General features: G+C 64.6%; 12 protein-coding genes and 1 pseudogene. 5 read left to right on the top strand and 8 right to left on the bottom strand.

Features of this window, described 5'->3' with window-relative positions; all coding sequences use genetic code 11:
- Positions 1 to 47: 47 nt before the first annotated feature.
- Genes ASE90_RS07210 through bglX form a run of 3 tightly spaced genes read left to right on the top strand, consistent with a single transcriptional unit; the run spans position 48 to position 6,290 of the window.
- Positions 48 to 2,216 carry a glycoside hydrolase family 3 C-terminal domain-containing protein gene (locus ASE90_RS07210; RefSeq protein ID WP_082449648.1) on the top strand — a complete coding sequence of 723 codons (2,169 nt, stop codon included), beginning with the start codon at positions 48 to 50 and terminating at the stop codon, positions 2,214 to 2,216.
- 29 nt (positions 2,217 to 2,245) lie between these two features.
- Positions 2,246 to 3,910 carry a carboxylesterase/lipase family protein gene (locus tag ASE90_RS07205; RefSeq protein WP_055998381.1) on the top strand — a complete coding sequence of 555 codons (1,665 nt, stop codon included), beginning with the start codon at positions 2,246 to 2,248 and terminating at the stop codon, positions 3,908 to 3,910.
- A 25-nt stretch (positions 3,911 to 3,935) separates the two neighbouring features.
- Positions 3,936 to 6,290, top strand: coding sequence for a beta-glucosidase BglX (gene bglX / locus ASE90_RS07200; protein WP_200910833.1), 2,355 nt, complete (start codon positions 3,936 to 3,938; stop codon positions 6,288 to 6,290).
- Positions 6,291 to 6,346: 56 nt separating this feature from the next.
- Here bglX and ASE90_RS07195 read toward each other — a convergent pair whose 3' ends face one another.
- The 3 genes from ASE90_RS07195 to ASE90_RS07190 form a co-directional block, all read right to left on the bottom strand.
- Positions 6,347 to 7,009, bottom strand: a complete 663-nt coding sequence (locus tag ASE90_RS07195) for a hypothetical protein (RefSeq protein ID WP_321163774.1) — start codon at positions 7,007 to 7,009, stop codon at positions 6,347 to 6,349.
- Positions 7,010 to 7,116: 107 nt separating this feature from the next.
- Positions 7,117 to 7,269, bottom strand: coding sequence for an NAD(P)-binding protein (locus tag ASE90_RS20915; RefSeq protein ID WP_321163775.1), 153 nt, complete (start codon positions 7,267 to 7,269; stop codon positions 7,117 to 7,119).
- A gap of 155 nt (positions 7,270 to 7,424) precedes the next feature.
- Complete coding sequence (locus tag ASE90_RS07190) at positions 7,425 to 8,528, bottom strand: aldo/keto reductase (protein WP_055998378.1); 1,104 nt, start codon at positions 8,526 to 8,528, stop codon at positions 7,425 to 7,427.
- Between the two features lie 95 nt (positions 8,529 to 8,623).
- Here ASE90_RS07190 and ASE90_RS07185 point away from each other — a divergent pair, with 95 nt between their 5' ends.
- The gene (locus ASE90_RS07185) at positions 8,624 to 9,511 is read left to right on the top strand and encodes a LysR family transcriptional regulator (protein WP_055998375.1); all 888 of its coding nucleotides are present in this window, start codon (positions 8,624 to 8,626) and stop codon (positions 9,509 to 9,511) included.
- 229 nt (positions 9,512 to 9,740) lie between these two features.
- Here ASE90_RS07185 and ASE90_RS07180 read toward each other — a convergent pair whose 3' ends face one another.
- From ASE90_RS07180 to ASE90_RS07170, 3 genes are all read right to left on the bottom strand, one after another.
- A complete protein-coding gene (locus ASE90_RS07180; RefSeq protein WP_156361494.1) occupies positions 9,741 to 10,022 on the bottom strand; it encodes a hypothetical protein in 282 nt (93 codons plus the stop codon).
- A gap of 12 nt (positions 10,023 to 10,034) precedes the next feature.
- A complete protein-coding gene (locus ASE90_RS07175; RefSeq protein ID WP_082449645.1) occupies positions 10,035 to 10,529 on the bottom strand; it encodes a class I SAM-dependent methyltransferase in 495 nt (164 codons plus the stop codon).
- A gap of 237 nt (positions 10,530 to 10,766) precedes the next feature.
- Entirely contained in the window at positions 10,767 to 13,595 is a 2,829-nt protein-coding gene (locus tag ASE90_RS07170; RefSeq protein ID WP_162235065.1) for a tandem-95 repeat protein, read from the bottom strand.
- Positions 13,596 to 13,801: 206 nt separating this feature from the next.
- On the opposite strand from ASE90_RS07170, the gene ASE90_RS07165 reads away from it, so the two are divergent.
- Positions 13,802 to 14,806 carry an AraC family transcriptional regulator gene (locus ASE90_RS07165; RefSeq protein WP_055998366.1) on the top strand — a complete coding sequence of 335 codons (1,005 nt, stop codon included), beginning with the start codon at positions 13,802 to 13,804 and terminating at the stop codon, positions 14,804 to 14,806.
- A gap of 402 nt (positions 14,807 to 15,208) precedes the next feature.
- On the opposite strand, the gene ASE90_RS07160 is transcribed toward ASE90_RS07165, so the two are convergent.
- Positions 15,209 to 15,667 (bottom strand): GNAT family N-acetyltransferase, encoded by a 459-nt coding sequence (locus tag ASE90_RS07160; protein ID WP_055998362.1) that lies wholly within the window; start codon positions 15,665 to 15,667, stop codon positions 15,209 to 15,211.
- A gap of 120 nt (positions 15,668 to 15,787) precedes the next feature.
- Positions 15,788 to 15,894, bottom strand: a pseudogene (locus tag ASE90_RS19615) (IS481 family transposase); the annotation flags it as partial.

Raw genomic sequence — 15,894 nt, 5'->3', positions numbered from 1 at the left:
CCCTGCTGCCCATTTTCGCGGGTATCGCGCTTGCCGCGTTGGTGCCGATGACAGCCGTCGCCCAGACGCCTCCGGTCGCGACCGGCCCGTGGATGGACGCCGGCCAGCCGACCGAGGCGCGCGTCGCCGCGTTGCTGGCGGCAATGACGCCTGAGGAGAAGCTGACGCTGATCTTCGGCCAGTTCGCGACCGACTTTCCGCCGAAGCAGTTCACCGCCCCCGCCGGTGCGCGCGAAGGGTCGGCCGGCTATGTGCCCGGTATCCCCCGGCTCGGCATTCCCGCTCAGTGGCAGGCCGATGCCGGGATCGGCGTCGCCAGCCAGGGTGGGGCCAAGCGCAAGCGCGAACGGACCGCGCTTCCTTCCGGCCTCGCCACAGCCGCGACCTGGAACCCGGAGCTCGCCCGGCGCGGCGGGGCGATGATCGGGGCGGAGGCCTATGCCTCGGGCTTCAACGTGCTGCTCGGCGGCAGCGTCAACCTGACGCGTGAACCGCGCAACGGCCGCAATTTCGAATATGCCGGCGAAGACCCGCTGCTGGCGGGCACGATGGCGGGGGCGCAGATCGCCGGCATCCAGTCGCAGCATGTCATCTCCACGATGAAACATTTCGCGCTGAACGATCAGGAGACCGACCGCAACGCCGGCAATGCGGTGATCGACCCGAAGGCGGCGCAGCTGTCCGACCTGCTCGCCTTTGAAATCGCGATGGAGCGCGGTGATCCGGGTGCGGTGATGTGCGCCTATAACCGCGTCAACGGACCGTTTTCGTGCGAAAATCCGTGGCTGCTGACGAAGGTGCTGCGCGATGACTGGGGCTTCAAGGGCTTCGTCATGTCCGATTGGGGCGCGACTCACTCGACCGAGGCGGCATCGGCGGCGGGGCTTGATCAGCAATCGGGCTATCCCTTCGATGTGAAGCCGTTCTTCGGCGAGGATATGCGTCGCGCCATCGCCGACGGGCGGGTGCCGCCAGCGCGGATCGACGCGATGGTCGGGCGCATCCTCTATGCGATGCTGCGTCACGGCCTGTTCGATCATCCGGTGACCGCCGCACCGTTCGACCTGCCCGCCGACATGCTCGCACGCAACGCTGCGGTCAGCCGCGCCGATGCGGCCGAAGCGATCGTCCTGCTGAAGAACAGCGGCAACGTCCTGCCGCTGGCGACGAGCGCCAAGCGGATCGTCCTGATCGGTGGCCATGCCGACAAGGGCGTGCTGGCGGGCGGCGGATCGTCGCTGGTCTATCCCAAGGGCAGCAATGCCGTTCCGGGGCTGCAACCTACCTTCTGGCCGGGGCCGGTCATGTACTATCCGTCCTCGCCGCTGGAGGCGCTGCGCCGCCGTCTGCCCGGCGCGACGATCACCTTTATCGACGGCACCGATCGCGCGGCGGCGGCGGCCGCTGCCGCACAGGCCGAGCTCGCCATCGTGTTCGCGACGCAATGGGCTGGGGAGGCGTTCGACGTGTCGCTGACGCTGGCCTATAACCAGGACGCACTGATCGATGCGGTGGCGGGCGCCAACCGTCGCACCGTCGTCGTGCTGGAAAATGGCGGACCGGTGCTGACCCCTTGGGCACCGCGCGTCGCCGGCATCCTCACCGCCTGGTATCCGGGGACCGAGGGCGGGGAGGCGATCGCCGACGTGCTGACCGGGCGGGTCAATCCGTCAGGCCACCTGCCGATGACCTTCCCCGCCAGCCTCGACCAGTTGCCCCATTCGCAGCCACCGGCAAAGGGTGAGTTCCGCTATACCGAAGGCGCGACGGTCGGTTATAAATGGTTCGATGCGAAGGGGTTGGCCCCGGCCTTCGCCTTCGGCCACGGCCTGTCCTATACCGACTTTCGCTACAGCGACCTGGTCCTGACCGCGAAGAACGGCACGATCGAGGCGCGCTTCAAGATCGCGAACACCGGCCGCGTTGCCGGCAAGGCGGTGGCCCAGCTCTACGCCGCCGCACCGGGTTGGGAAGCGCCCCGCCGCCTCGCTGGCTTTGCCAAAGTCGATCTGGCTCCGCGCCAGAGCCGCACGGTCAGCATCGCCGTCGATCCGCGATCGGTGTCCGATTACGACGTTGCGCAAAGCTGCTGGCGCCCGACGACCGGCCGTATCGGCTTCACCCTCGGCGGATCGTCCGCCGACCGCACCGCCCAAGCCGATCTTATCCCCTTCGCCGCTGCGCTGAAGGGCGCCCGGCTCTGCCCCGCTTCCTGACCTCGCCTAGCCCAAAGGATTCCACACCGATGAACCGCATCACCAAGGCCCTGATTGTCGCCACCGCGCTGACCGCCATTCCCGCCGTGGCGCAGCCTGCCGGCCCCACCATCCGCACCGACAACGGTGCCGTGCGCGGGCAGGTCGCCGATGGCGTGGAAAGCTGGAAAGGCATTCCCTTCGCCGCGCCGCCGGTCGGTCCGCTGCGCTGGCGCGCGCCGCAACCCGCGGCGAAATGGACCGGGGTGCGCGACGCCACCCAATATAGCGCCGACTGCATGCAGAAGCCGTTCCCGAGCGACGCAGCGCCGCTCGGCACGACCCCGGCTGAGGACTGCCTGTACGCCAATGTTTGGCGGCCGGCCGGGGCCAAGGGCAAGCTGCCGGTGCTGGTGTGGATCTATGGCGGCGGCTTCGTGAACGGTGGCGCCTCCCCGCCGACCTATGCCGGCGCGAACATGGCGAAGAAGGGCGTGGTGTTCGTCAGCTTCAACTACCGCGTCGGTCGCTTCGGTACCTTCGCGCTGCCGCAACTGACCGCGGCGAATGCCGATGGCGGGCGGCTGGGTAACTACGGGATCATGGACCAGGTCGCCGCACTGCAATGGGTCAAGCGCAACATCGCCGCGTTCGGCGGAGATCCGGCGAACGTGACCATTTCGGGCGAGAGCGCCGGCGGCATCTCGGTCCATGCGCTGGTCACCTCTCCGCAAGCGAAGGGGTTGTTCGACAAGGCGGTCGTGATGTCGGGCGGCGATGCCAAGGCGTTCACCGGCAATACGCTGGCAGATGTGGAAAAGATCGGCAGCAATTTCGCCCGGACCAAGGGCATCGACCCCGCCGCCCCTGACGCGCTGCAACGCTTGCGCGCGCTGTCGGCGGAAGACGTGCTCGACGGGCTGAACATGGCGCAGATGTCCGGCCGGGCAGGCGCTCCACCGACCAATTCGGGGCCGTTCGTCGATGGCAAGGTCGTGGTCGACGTGCGCAAGGCATATGAACAGGATCGCTTTGCCCGCATGCCGATGATGATCGGGGCGACCAGCGCCGATATCGGCGGCAAGAGTGGCTTCATGATCGCCGGCGGGCGCGAGGCATCGGCACTGATCGCCGACAAGGGCGTGCCGGTCTATGGCTATCGCTTCTCCTATGTCGCCGACTCGATCGGGCAGGGCGGGGCGCAGCACGCGACCGACATCCCCTATTTCTTCGACAACACCCGCATCAAATATGGCGCGCAGACGAACGCCAAGGACGAGGGCGTCGGCGAGGCGATGAGCAGCTATCTCGCCAATTTCGTTAAGCGCGGCGATCCGAACGGCGGCACGCTGCCCAACTGGCTGCGCTATACCCGCGCCAACGATACGATCGCCGACTTCGCCGCAAACGGGAAGGTGGTGGTCGTGCGCGATCCATGGGGTGCCGAGATCGACAAGTTGTCGCGGGCATTGGCCGCGGCCAAGGCATCGGGGCGCTACACCACGCTGACGACGCCGATCGGCGAACTGCTCGACAATCCGGCGACGCGCACGGTGCTCGAACGGCATGTGCCGGCGTTCCTCAAGAACCCGCAGCTCGACATGGCGCGCGGCACGACGCTGTACGGGTTGCAGACCTATCTGCCCGACCAGTTCACCGACCAGTTGCTGGCGACGATCGATCGCGACCTCGCTACCATTCCGGTCAAGAAGTAAGATGGCGAACAGGGGGAGGATCGCGATGCGAAAGAAGATGGTTGCCGCCAGTGCGTTGGCGCTGGCGGCAGGGGCGGTCGTCGTCGGTGCCCCGCTTGCCGCGCGGCAGGCGAAGACGGCGGCGCAACCGTGGATGAATACCCGGATGAGCGCCGAACAGCGTGCCGACCTGCTGCTGCGCGCGATGACGCTGGAGGAAAAAGCGGGGCAGGTATCGCAGCAATTCATGTTCGGCGCGTTCGAGCAGTTCGCTCCGATCGTTAAGGGGGGCAAGGTCGGATCGCTGCTGTTCGTCACCGACCCCGCCGTCATCAACCGGCTGCAACGCGTGGCGGTCGAGGAGACGCGGCTGAAGGTGCCGTTGATCTTCGGGTATGACGTCATCCACGGGTTCCGCACGATCTTTCCGGTACCGATCGCCAATGCCGCATCATGGGACCCGGCCGGCGTCGAGCGGGCGCAGGCGGTTGCCGCTGCCGAGGCGCGCGCGGTCGGCATTCACTGGGCTTTCGCGCCGATGGTCGATATCGCCCGCGATCCCCGTTGGGGCCGCATCGTCGAGGGGGCGGGGGAGGACCCGTTCCTCGGTTCGGCGATGGCACGCGCGCAGGTGAAGGGATTTCAGGGTCCGGCGATCGGTGCGCCCGGTCACATCGTCTCTGGCCCCAAGCATTTCGCGGGCTATGCCGCGGCGGAAGGCGGACGCGATTACGACAGCGTCTATATCTCTGAACCGCAGCTCTACAACGTCATCCTGCCGCCCTTTGCCGCGGCGGTGCAGGCCGGCGCAGGCAATGTCATGAGCGCCTACATGGACCTCAACGACGTGCCGGCGGTCGGCAACAAATGGCTGCTGACCGATGTGCTGCGCGATCAGATGGGCTTCGACGGCTGGGTCGTGTCCGACGCCAACGGCACCAAGAACCAGGTGATCCAGCATTTCGCCCGCGACGAAGCCGATGCGGCGGTGCGCAGCATCGATGCCGGCAACGACATGGAAATGTCGTTCGGCCCCGCCGCTTCCGCCGAGACGCTGGCGGCGTCGGTGCGAGCGGGCAAGCTGAAGGAGGCGGTGCTCGACCGTGCGGTGCGTCGCATCCTGATCGGCAAGTTCCGCATGGGACTGTTCGAAAACCCCTATGTCGACGAAGCGCAAGCCAAAAAGACTCTGGCCGATCCCGCCCATCGCGCCGAGGCGCAGGCCGCGGCCGAGCGTTCGTTCGTGCTGCTGAAGAACGAGGGCGGTGCCCTGCCGCTGGTGGCGGGCGCACACAAGCGGGTCGCGGTGATCGGGGCGATGGCCAATTCGAAGCGTGACATGCTCGGACCTTGGGCGTTCCAGTACGACCTGCCCGAAACAGTGACGGTGTTCGAGGGCGTCCGCGATCGGCTAGGGTCGGCCGCGACCGTCGAGACTGCGCCAGGCGTGCAACTCAAGCGCGACGTGCCGTCGATGTTCGAAGCGATCACCATCCCCGGCGCGGCGAAGCCCGAACCGCGTTGGGACGCGGCCCGCGCGGCAAGCGAGTTCGATCGCGCGGTGGCGCTCGCCAAGCGTTCCGATCTGATCATCCTGACGCTCGGCGAGGCGGAGGATATGAGCGGCGAGGGGGCCTCACGCTCCGACCTGAAGCTGCCGGGCGACCAGTTGCGCCTGTTCGAAGCGATGCTGGCGACCGGCAAGCCGGTGCGGGTCGTGACGATGAGCGGCCGTCCGCTCGAACTGGGGGCGGTGATCGAGCGCGCGCCGGCGATCCTTCACGCCTGGTATGGTGGCACGCGCGGCGGCACCGCGATCGCGCGCACGCTGTTCGGCGACGTTAATCCCGGCGGCAAGCTGCCGGTAACATGGCCACGCAGCGTCGGGCAGGTGCCGATCTATTACGCGCACAACACGACCCATGCGCCCAAGGATCAGGGCAAGCGCTATTGGGATATTCCCTCCACGCCGCAATTTCCCTTCGGTTACGGGCTCAGCTACACGACCTTCGAGATCGGTGCGCCGGTGCTCGATACTGCTACCATGGGTGCCGGCGGACGCGTCGTCGTGTCGGTGCCGGTGGCCAATCGCGGCACCCGCGCCGGGGACGAAGTGGTGCAGCTCTATGTTCATCAGCGATCGGGCCGAGCGTCGCGTCCGGTCCGCGAGTTGAAGGGGTTCGAACGCGTATCGCTGCGCGCAGGCGAGCAGCGGACGGTGCGCTTCGAACTCGACGAACGCAGCCTCCAATACTGGAGCAGTGCCGCGAAGGGCTGGGTGATCGATCCCGGCACGTTCGATCTCTACGTCGGCGCAAGTTCGAGTGCTGAAGCGTACGCGACCTTTTCGGTTGCCGGTCTTCCCCGGCCCGGGGTTAGTTGGAGTGGTAGAAAAAAATGAACGAAAGGCCGATTTTCGGGCTGCGGTAAATCTGTTTGAACGGCGGGTTCTGGGTCTCAGCATCGGACATGCTGTTTGGAAACAGCCCGATTTGTCGATCCGACGAACTCCGCGAGATGCTGTCCCGACAGCCAGGCAGCTTCGATCCGCGGTCCGAGAAGCCAGTCGCCGCAGGCGCCTAGCCGGATATCAGCGTTCCAGATCGCGCCGTGGTTCAACGCGTCGACCCTCGCATACCGCCAGCGATGAACGCTGGTCGCGATGACGGCAGGCAATTCGGCGCCGATATTATCCGCGAACGCCGCGAGAAGCGCGCGTTGTACCGTGTCCGGTTCGTCTTCGAGATGCGCGCGCGACCAATCGGCACTGGCCTGAAGGACCCAGGCCTCCGGTCCAGTCCGAGTTGGCTTGGCCGAGTTGCGGACAGCGGATCCGATGATGCCGAGATCCGTAAGCCGATCGTGATCGATCGGTACAAGACCGTCGAATGCTGCCATGACGGTCCAGCACGGATCGGACAATGCAGAACGGGCTGCATCGGCCAATGCGACATCGTGGGCGGTGACTAAGGGCGCGACCTGTTCGGCCGGCACCGCGACGATCGCCGCGTCGAACCGCTCGTTACCGATCCACCATTCGCCATCATAGGTCAGGGTGTCGATGGCAGTGTTCCAGCGGACGTCGCCGCCGTTCGCCATCGCACGGATCGGTGCGCTCATCGCCGGCGTCCCGACCCACGCATCCGGGCCAGCGGGCGACCAGCGAGCGACATGGCCGTCTTGCGCCCAGCGCTCGACCTGCGCGACGAACGCGGGATCGCGTGCCGTCAGATATTGCGCGCCGTGATCGAATGCGGCCTCCCCCACCGGGGTGTCGATGCGGCGGGTCGACATGCGGCCACCCGGCCCGCGCCCTTGTCAAACACGATGACGTTGTGACCCTGATGACGAAGCGTCTGCGCACACGAAAGGCCCGCCATTCCCGCCCCGATGATTCCGATCCGCATGACTATCCCCGTGCCGGCGTTCGGCAAACGAACTTGCTGTAGACCGGACGGTTTCAAACGCGGAGTTTGTCGATTGGAGCCGACCACGCGCAGATTTCGTCTTGGGCGATCGGCTCCAGGATGACGGTTCAACTTCGAATGTCTCCGCCGCCGAAGACGACCTGATTGCGCATGGCGGGGGCGAACAGGCCGTATAGAAACGACAGGTTGCCACCGCTCACCGCATCGAGCGCCGCACGGTGATCGGATGACAGGGTAAGGCCGAGGGCGGCGACATTGTCGGTTACCTGCTCCGCCCGGCTCACACCCATCAGCGTGGATGTGACGCTAGGCTGCCCGACCACCCAGGACAGCGCGACGCGCGCCGGCGTCTCGTCAATCTCCGCGGCGACGCGTTTCAGTTCGTCGAGGATTTGCCAGTTGCGCTCGGTGAACAGCGTGTCGCCGAACGGATTGTCGCCATCGAGCCGCTTGTCGTTGGCGGGCCGCGCTGCGTCTTCCTGCCCGGCTTGGTTGGGGACGCCGCCTGCGCGCTTCGGACCCGCCTCGACGGTCGCGCGGTCGTATTTGCCGGTGAGCAGGCCATAGGCGAGGGGGCTCCAGGGCACGAGACCCATGCCCGCCGATCGCGCGAGCGGCAGGTGCTCCGCTTCGACGCCGCGTTCGACCAGCGAATAGAAATATTGCAGGCCGATCGGCGCCGGATCGCCATGGATCCGCGCCAGCGTCGCGAGTTCGGCGACGTACCAGGCCGGGGTGTTGGATATACCCCAGTAGCGGATCTTGCCCGCTGCGACGAGCGCGGTCATCGTCCGCAACAGTTCCTCGGGCGGGGTTATGCCGTCCCAGACATGTACCCAGTACAGGTCGATGAAGTCCGTCCGGAGTCGGCGGAGCGATCCTTCGACGGACGCCAGGATGTGGCGCGCGCCGTTGCCGCCTGCATGATAGCCGCGGCCGGTTGCAAACCCCGATTTCGTCGCGATCACCAGCTGATCGCGCGACGATTGCGCGGCGACGAAACTACCGACCATCTCCTCCGATCGCCCGCCTGCGTAGACGTCGGCGGTGTCGATAAAATTGCCACCAAGATCGGTGTAGCTATCGAACACCGCGCGGCTTCCGCTCTCGTCCAGCCCCCATCGTGGCGTGCCAAAGGTCATCGTACCGAGTGCCAGCGGGCTGACGAGAAGGCCGGAGCGGCCGAGCGGGCGATAGGTGTCGAGATTCATGATCGCATCCTGCAGTGTGTGGTCTCCAGATGGACGCCGGACGGCGTGAGGATTAGATCATTTGCGGCGCATGGGTTGCTGAAGGATGTTCAGGAATGGATCGCGATCTTTGGTCCGGTCTCGCGGTGTTCGAGACGATCGTCGAGGCTGGCAGCTTCGCGCGAGCGGCGACGCGTCTTGGATTGTCCGCCTCGGCTTTGAGCCATGCGATGCGGTCGCTCGAAACGAAACTGGGCGTCCGGCTGCTCGACCGTACTACCCGGTCGCTGGCGCCGACGCTTGCCGGCGAGGAACTGCTGGCGCGGTTGAGGCCGGCGATCGCTTCGGTCGCGGAAGCGCTGTCCGACCTGAATAACGCCCGCGAACGACCGGCGGGGCGGATCCGGGTCAGTGCGCACCGGGTCGCGGCGCTCTACGTCATCCTGCCGCGACTGGCCGACTTTGCGCGGGCCTATCCCGACATCGCGGTTGAACTGGTGGTCGACGACGGGTTCGTCGACATCGTCGCGGACCGTTTCGACTGCGGGGTCCGGCACGCGCAGACCCTGCAGGCCGACATGATATCGGTACGGATCAGCGCAACGGTGCCACTCGTCTTCGTTGCCGCCCCGGTCTACCTCGCCGACCATCCCGCACCCGCCGATCCCGATGATCTCGTCGCGCATCGGTGCCTGTGTTATCGGTACACGTCGTCTGGCGTCGTACATCGATGGGAATTCGAGCGGGACGGCCGGACGGTGGAACGGTCGGTCCGCGGCGACTTCATCACCAACGATATCGACGTGATGCGCGACGCCGCGGTGGCAGGGCTGGGCGTGACTTGCCTGCCGCTACCGCACGCCGCGCAAGCACTGGCCGACGGTACGCTGGTTGAAGTGCTCACTGGCTGGGCACCCATATTGGCGCCGAACCACCTCTATTATCCGAGCCGCCGCCAACCGACTGCCGCTTTCCAGGCCTTTGTGGCGGCGATGCGCGTCTGATCGCAAGCGTGCTTTGATAAGATCAATGGCATTTGATGGTCAGGACCACGGGGCGCTTCGTTGGGGAACGTCGCCGTCAGCTTCGAAGTCCCGAGGGCATGAATGAGTGTCTGGAGTTGGGAAACGGGAAGGCTGGCCCGAACGTTTGGAAGTGGGTCCTCGTGGCCGCAAGTCTGCCGGGCAGCATTTCCTCGTTCAGCTCGCTCCCAGCTGCCTCAAGGCGGACTTTTCAGCGAGCGACAGGTTGAGCGCGAGCCGCGACTAAGAAGGCGAGGTCCCAAACGATCACACCACCCGCAGCGCGATGCTCTTCCTCTATCCGCTCCGCCAGCGTGTCCGGGTCAATCTGCTCCACGGTCGCGATACCTCGCTCGACTATTCGCGGCAGCATCGCCTGCGTGAGTGTTGGCAGGAAGGAGGGCTGGTTAGGGTTGATCAGGATGGCCTCGCCGCGCGCCTGCTCAACCGAAAGCCCCAATTGCTGCATCAGTTCGGCGAGCCGTAGCGCCAACCGCACATCCCCTCATTCTGCTGCAACTGTGCTCCAGTTCCAGTCATAAAGCTGGCGGTGCAACGCGAGGTGCCCAAGTCCTGCGGGAAGGGCGGTGCGTGCATGTTCCTGAAATGCCAAGACGGCATTAGGATTGGCCATCGTCGCTAGTCGCTCCAGTGCCTTGGCGGCATCGGGTAGGTACATCAGAACGCGACGGCCGACGATCGCGTCAAAACGGCCGAGATCGGGCAAGTCACCCGAAAGATCGACCGCCCGGTACTGGATGTGCGCGACACCCAAGTCCGTGTCGGTCGCTTGCGCTACCGCCAGCGCCTGTTCGCTCCGGTCGATCGCCACGACTTCGCCGCCTGGCCCGGCAAGCCCAGCCACAAACCGACTGAGGTCACCATTGCCGCAACCGACATCGAGTACCCGCGCACCGGGAGTTATGCCGATGTCGGCGAAGAAGCGTGCGCTGGGAACATTGGCTGGATTGAGCGGGGAGTGCAGAGGTGAGTGAGACATTGTCTCACGATACAGATCGTGGGGCGCGTGCCAAGTGCAGCTGTCCAGCGGGTTCAGACAATCGCGGACACGACGCGGGACGGCAGACCCAATTTTTATGCGATGAACGAGTGTCCGAACTTGGTTAGTGCGAAAGGGGCCATGAATGACCGAATTTGGGTCAGATTCCCAATCTGATTACTCGAATTTCTTGCTACCGCCGGAAAATATGTCTCCAGCGGTAGCATATCGACGCGCTTAGATCAGCCAGTCGCTTGATCCATAAATGACGTACGCCGCGCCGCTGTTGTTACCGTTCGCATCGTTGCCGGTTGCTCCGACGATCAGGTCGACGAGCCCGTCGCCGTTGACGTCGCCGGCGTTCGATACCGAGATGCCGGCAAAGTCGGCTCCCGCCTGCCCAGCGATCTTGAACCCGCCGGTGCCGTTGGCAACCGCGTTCAGATCGATTGTGGTACCGTCCTTCTTGCCGAACACGACGTACGCCGCGCCGCTGTCGTTACCGTTCGCACCGTCGTAGGCTCCAACGATCAAGTCGGTCAGTCCGTCGCCGTTGACGTCACCGGCGTGCGATACCGAGACGCCGGCGTAGTCGAATGCCGCCTGCCCAACGATCTTGAACCCGCCGATGCCGTTGGCAACCGTGTTTAGATCAACCATGGTACCGTCGGTCTTGCCGAATACGACGTACGCCGCACCGCTATTCTGATCATTCGCATCGTTGTAGAACGCGCCGACGATCAAGTCGGTGAGGCCGTCGCCGTTGACGTCGCCTGCGGTCGATACCGAGTTGCTGGCAAAGTCGCCTTCTGCCTGTCCGCTAATCTTGAACCCGGCGGTGCCGTTGGCGACCGCGTTCAGATCGATCGTACCGCCGTCCTTCTTGCCGAACACCACGTATGTCGCTCCGCTATTGCGACCGTTCGTATCGTTGCTGTACGCTCCGACGATCAGGTCGGCGCGCCCGTCGCCGTTGACGTCGCCAGCGTTCGATACCGAGATGCCGGCTAAGTCGGTTGCCGTCTGCCCAGCGATCTTGAACCCACCGGTGCCGTTGGCAACCGCGTTCAGATCGATCGCACCGCCATCGGTCTTGCCGAACACCACGTACGCCGCGCCGCTGTCGCTACCGTTCGCATCGTTGAGGTACGCCCCGACGATGAGGTCGGTGAACCCGTCGCCGTTGACGTCGCCGGCGGTCGATACCGAGACGCCAGCGTAGTCGAATGCTGCCTGCCCAGCGATCTTGAACCCGCCGGTGCCGTTCGCAACCGCGTTCAGGTCGATCGTGGTACCGTCGGTCTTGCCGAACACGACGTACGCCGCACCGCTGTTCTGACCGTTCGCATCGTTGCTGTCCGATCCAACGATCAGATCGGCAAGCCCGTCACCGTTGACGTCGCCTGCATTCGATACCGAGCTGCCGGCGTTGTCCAATGCCGCCTGGCCAGCGATCTTGAACCCGCCGGTACCGTTGGCAACCGCGTTCAGGTCGACCGTAACGCTGTCCGTCTTGCCGAACACGACGTACGCTGTACCGCTGTTCTGACCGTTCGCATCGTTGCCCAGCGCCCCAATGATCAGGTCGGCGAGCCCGTCACCGTTGATGTCACCGGCGTCCGATACCGAGCTGCCGGCGTTGTCGAACGTCGTCTGTCCAATGATCTTGAACCCGCCCTTGCCGGCGGCGATGTCGTTCAAGTCGATGTTGGCGATCCGGTCCTGCACCGGTGTGATCGTGAGGTCGACACGCTGTTCGGTCGTGCCGCCCTGGCCGTCGCTGATGACGATCGTAAAGGCGTCCGCGCCGTTGCGGTCGGCGTTGGGGGTATAGACGAAGGTACCGGCCCGCTGGTCGAAGGCGACACTTCCCTTGGCAGGGGTACTGCCCACCTTGATCGAATAGGTCAGCGTGTCGCCATCGATATCGGTCGCACCGATCCGGGTGGCAGCGGTTGCGGTGTCTTCACTGGTCGTCACCGCAACGCTGGCCGCTGCCGTCGGCGCGTCGTTCACCGGCGTGACGGTGGTCGTTACCCGCTGCTGGGTGGTGCCGCCCTTCCCGTCGCTGATCGTGATGGTGAAGCTATCCTCGCCGGCAAAGTCGGGGTTGGGCGTATAGTCGAAGCTGCCGGCCTGGCTGCCCGCGACAAGCGTTCCATGGCGTGGCTGATCGCCCGCCGCCACCGTGTAGCTCAGCGTATCGCCATCGGGGTCGCTGGCACCGATGACGCTGTACGTCGTGCGGCCATCCTCCTGCACGCTCAGCGTCGCCGTCGCCGGTGCGGTCGGCGCACGATTGACCGGGGGTAGGGGCGTGTTCGGGGTCGAACCGTAGCTGTAGTAGGTGACGCCGTTCACGCTCATGGTCGACAGCAGGTACAATGCCGAGACGCCGACGATATCGATCTGTCCGCCATTGGCGACGCCGTCGTCACCACGCATGCTGACGCTCGTTCCCGAAAGGTCGAACACGCCGTTCGCACCCGTCCCGATCGTGCCGTTGGCGTTGCCGCCGTCGAAGAACTTCGTCGTCGTGACGATGCGGTCATCGGCACCGAAGTTGCGGATCGTGTCCCCGCCGAGGTTCAGCCCGAGCGCGGTATCGTAGAGGAAGCTGTACGCCTTGCCGCCCTTGGCAGCATCGAAGCTGTCGTTGTTGACCGTGCCTTCGGTCAAGCCCTTCAGGCGAACGCTGGCATCGGCATAGACCGAATAGCCCTGCTTGTCGCCGAGGTAGCGCAGCGCCCCGCCGCCCAAGCCCTCGAGCTTGATCTGGTCGGGGCCGGCACGCTTGGGACCGGCGCGATCGATGTCGAGCAGACCGTTCGAGCCCAGATCGATCAAGTTGTCGGCATTGCCGTCATAGATCGAGCGGTAGTTCAGCAGCACGTCGTTCTTGCCGAACTGGCGGATTGTGTCGTCGCCGGACAGGCCGCCGTTCAGATCGGTGAAGCTGAAGGCTTCCGCCGCATCGGTACCGATAATGATGTCGGCCTGATTGTTATTGACGATCTCGCGCAACGCACTGTTCGTGCGCAGCGTGCCGTTATTGCCCAAAGCCATGACCTGTGCCCCCTGTGGACTGATGTTGGCCTCAGCCTTACCTTCGGGGTAACCATGCGTCGCTTGGCCATTCGTCCAGAACACCAGGCATTTCGTCCATTCGTCCCGGATCGGTAATCGCGTCGGCAGTATTCGGACGAAATGCCTATAGTTGTGGACAAAATGCCTCATGCGCTACTCGCGCACGACGCTATGGTCCGGCCGCGATGGAGCCGACCGAACCCGACCGTTACCGCCCGTGGCGCGCCAAGCATTTCGAGGCGGCGGAGATCGATAGCCTGAAGGCACCGCCGGGCGTCGAGGACTATCTGGAGAACGCGTTCCTGTATCGTCGCATCCCGCCGGTCAGTTTTAACGGCGAACCGGTCGATACGACGATGCGCTGGTTCGCCGGATCGAGCGCCGCCTTCCTGCACGCGATCTCACGCAACCCCGGCATGACCGGGCGGCGCAAGGAGGACGATGCTGCCGACAGCATGGACGGATTGCTGGTCTGCTTCATCAGCCATGGCCGGGTCGAGGTCGAAACCGATGGTCAGTTTCTGAACGTCGAGGAGGGTGCCGTCTTCACCCTCGATACCTCGGTGCCGCACGTCATGCGCAACTATCCGGGGCATGTCGTCGCGATCTTTCTGGCGCGCTCGAGGGTAACGGCGGCTGTAGATACGGCGCGGCTCGCCGGCATTGCCGGGCGGGTGTTCACAGGCGGCGAACTGGCCGATCTCTTCGCCCTTCATGTTCGCTATATGGTCGACGCGCTCGGCAACGTGTCGCCAGCCACGTTCGACATCGCCTTGACGACCGCCGCGGACGTTGCCGTCGCGATGATCCGGCAGGCCGAGGCCAGCCCTGCCGAGGAACGCAGTCATCTGGTCGCCCGGGCCAAGACGATCATCGCCACCGCCAGTGCGGACCCTGAACTGAACACCGCGAAGATCGCAGCGATGCTCAACGTATCGCGCACCAGCCTTTACGATGCCTTTGCGGACCAGGGTTTGAAGATCGCCACCTATCTGCGCGACCACCGCCTGCGCGCGTTCCTCCAGCTGCTACGCAGTTCACCGACCGCGCCGATCCAGGATCTGGCACGAGCTGCCGGATTTGGCAGCAGCGCCTCGGACTTCACCAAGCTGTTCCGTCGCGTCTACGGTACCTCTCCGTCCGATATGCGCGCTACCTTGCTCGCGGAAAAGACTACGCAACCGGATTGAGCCAAAATCACTGCCAATCCCATTGGCGATCCCCCAAGGCGTTGGTGGAAACCCTGGATCCCACTCCTGGCAGCACGACCCTGAAAGATGAAACGCACAGCAGCGAGCGAACGTATCAGGTCCATGAACAAGCGTCCGCTTTTGGTCACCGCTAATGGCGACCCGAACGTCTGCAACTGGGTCTCCGCAGCCGCTGAGCGGCCGACCGCCGCATGACCAATCTTGCCCGCTCCCCCGATGCCAGTGGCTTTCCCGAAACCCATCGCCTTGGGAGGCTCCTAGCTTCCCGGTTCTCTGTCTCCAGGTGTCAGTTCCGAGAAAGTGCAACTCGCAGGCGTCCGTCAGCGCGACAGGCGCAGCCGGTTTCATTTCACAAGTTCCCAAACGAGAAGCGTCCACGTGTCAGGTCAACGGGATGCCATAAGGGTAAAATTTGTTGTCGCGTGTCCACCCGGCCTTTTCATAAAGGAATTGGGCGGTCGTGTTGGTGGCAGCGGTAGAGAGCGAAAGCCGCGCTGCGCCGACGTTCCGACCATACTCACATGCCCCATCCAGCAAGGCGCGTGCAGCGCCCATGCCGCGCGCGTCAGGCGAGACGAACAGGTCATTGAGGATGAACGTGCGCGCGAGCCTGGCTGACGAGAATGACGGAAATAGCTGTGCGAAACCGACAGCCCCGCTTTCCTCGCAAGCCAGCAGGATGATCGACTGCTGATGTTCGAAGCGATCGAACAGGAAAGATCGAGCGCCGATCAGGTCGGACGGTTGCTCATAAAACTGGCGGTAGGCGTCGAACAACGGCACCAGCGTGTCCAGATCAGCAATGGTGGCTTGGCGAACAATCAACGACGGCGACTCCACAACGGTTTATCCGTCCGACGACGACCGGAACGGCGACGGCACGATAGTCGATAATCCGCGTTGGGAATTGAAGCCAGCATTCCCGAAACTCGCTTCCAATGGGGGGGGGCGTCCGACCCCTTAGGTGTTTAGTCCCGGCATCTGGTGGATCGGGTTGACGATGAACCGGTCTGGCTCTGACGTCCAGATCTTGGCGATGTATTCGTAGGGCGTGAGGCCGCTGAGTG

The organism is Sphingomonas sp. Leaf67 (assembly GCF_001421965.1).
GTDB lineage: Bacteria > Pseudomonadota > Alphaproteobacteria > Sphingomonadales > Sphingomonadaceae > Sphingomonas.
Note: the sequence above shows the minus strand (reverse complement) of the source record. Positions and strands in the feature narration are given on the sequence as shown.

Excerpts from the sequence above, each read along its gene's own strand:
- ASE90_RS07210 (WP_082449648.1), top strand. The coding sequence starts at position 48 with ATGACAGCCGTCGCCCAGACGCCTCCGGTCGCGACCGGCCCGTGGATG.
- ASE90_RS07205 (WP_055998381.1), top strand. The coding sequence starts at position 2,246 with ATGAACCGCATCACCAAGGCCCTGATTGTCGCCACCGCGCTGACCGCC.
- bglX (WP_200910833.1), top strand. The coding sequence starts at position 3,936 with ATGCGAAAGAAGATGGTTGCCGCCAGTGCGTTGGCGCTGGCGGCAGGG.
- ASE90_RS07195 (WP_321163774.1), bottom strand. The coding sequence starts at position 7,009 with ATGAGCGCACCGATCCGTGCGATGGCGAACGGCGGCGACGTCCGCTGG.
- ASE90_RS20915 (WP_321163775.1), bottom strand. The coding sequence starts at position 7,269 with ATGGCGGGCCTTTCGTGTGCGCAGACGCTTCGTCATCAGGGTCACAAC.
- ASE90_RS07190 (WP_055998378.1), bottom strand. The coding sequence starts at position 8,528 with ATGAATCTCGACACCTATCGCCCGCTCGGCCGCTCCGGCCTTCTCGTC.
- ASE90_RS07185 (WP_055998375.1), top strand. The coding sequence starts at position 8,624 with ATGGATCGCGATCTTTGGTCCGGTCTCGCGGTGTTCGAGACGATCGTC.
- ASE90_RS07175 (WP_082449645.1), bottom strand. The coding sequence starts at position 10,529 with ATGTCTCACTCACCTCTGCACTCCCCGCTCAATCCAGCCAATGTTCCC.
- ASE90_RS07170 (WP_162235065.1), bottom strand. The coding sequence starts at position 13,595 with ATGGCTTTGGGCAATAACGGCACGCTGCGCACGAACAGTGCGTTGCGC.
- ASE90_RS07165 (WP_055998366.1), top strand. The coding sequence starts at position 13,802 with ATGGAGCCGACCGAACCCGACCGTTACCGCCCGTGGCGCGCCAAGCAT.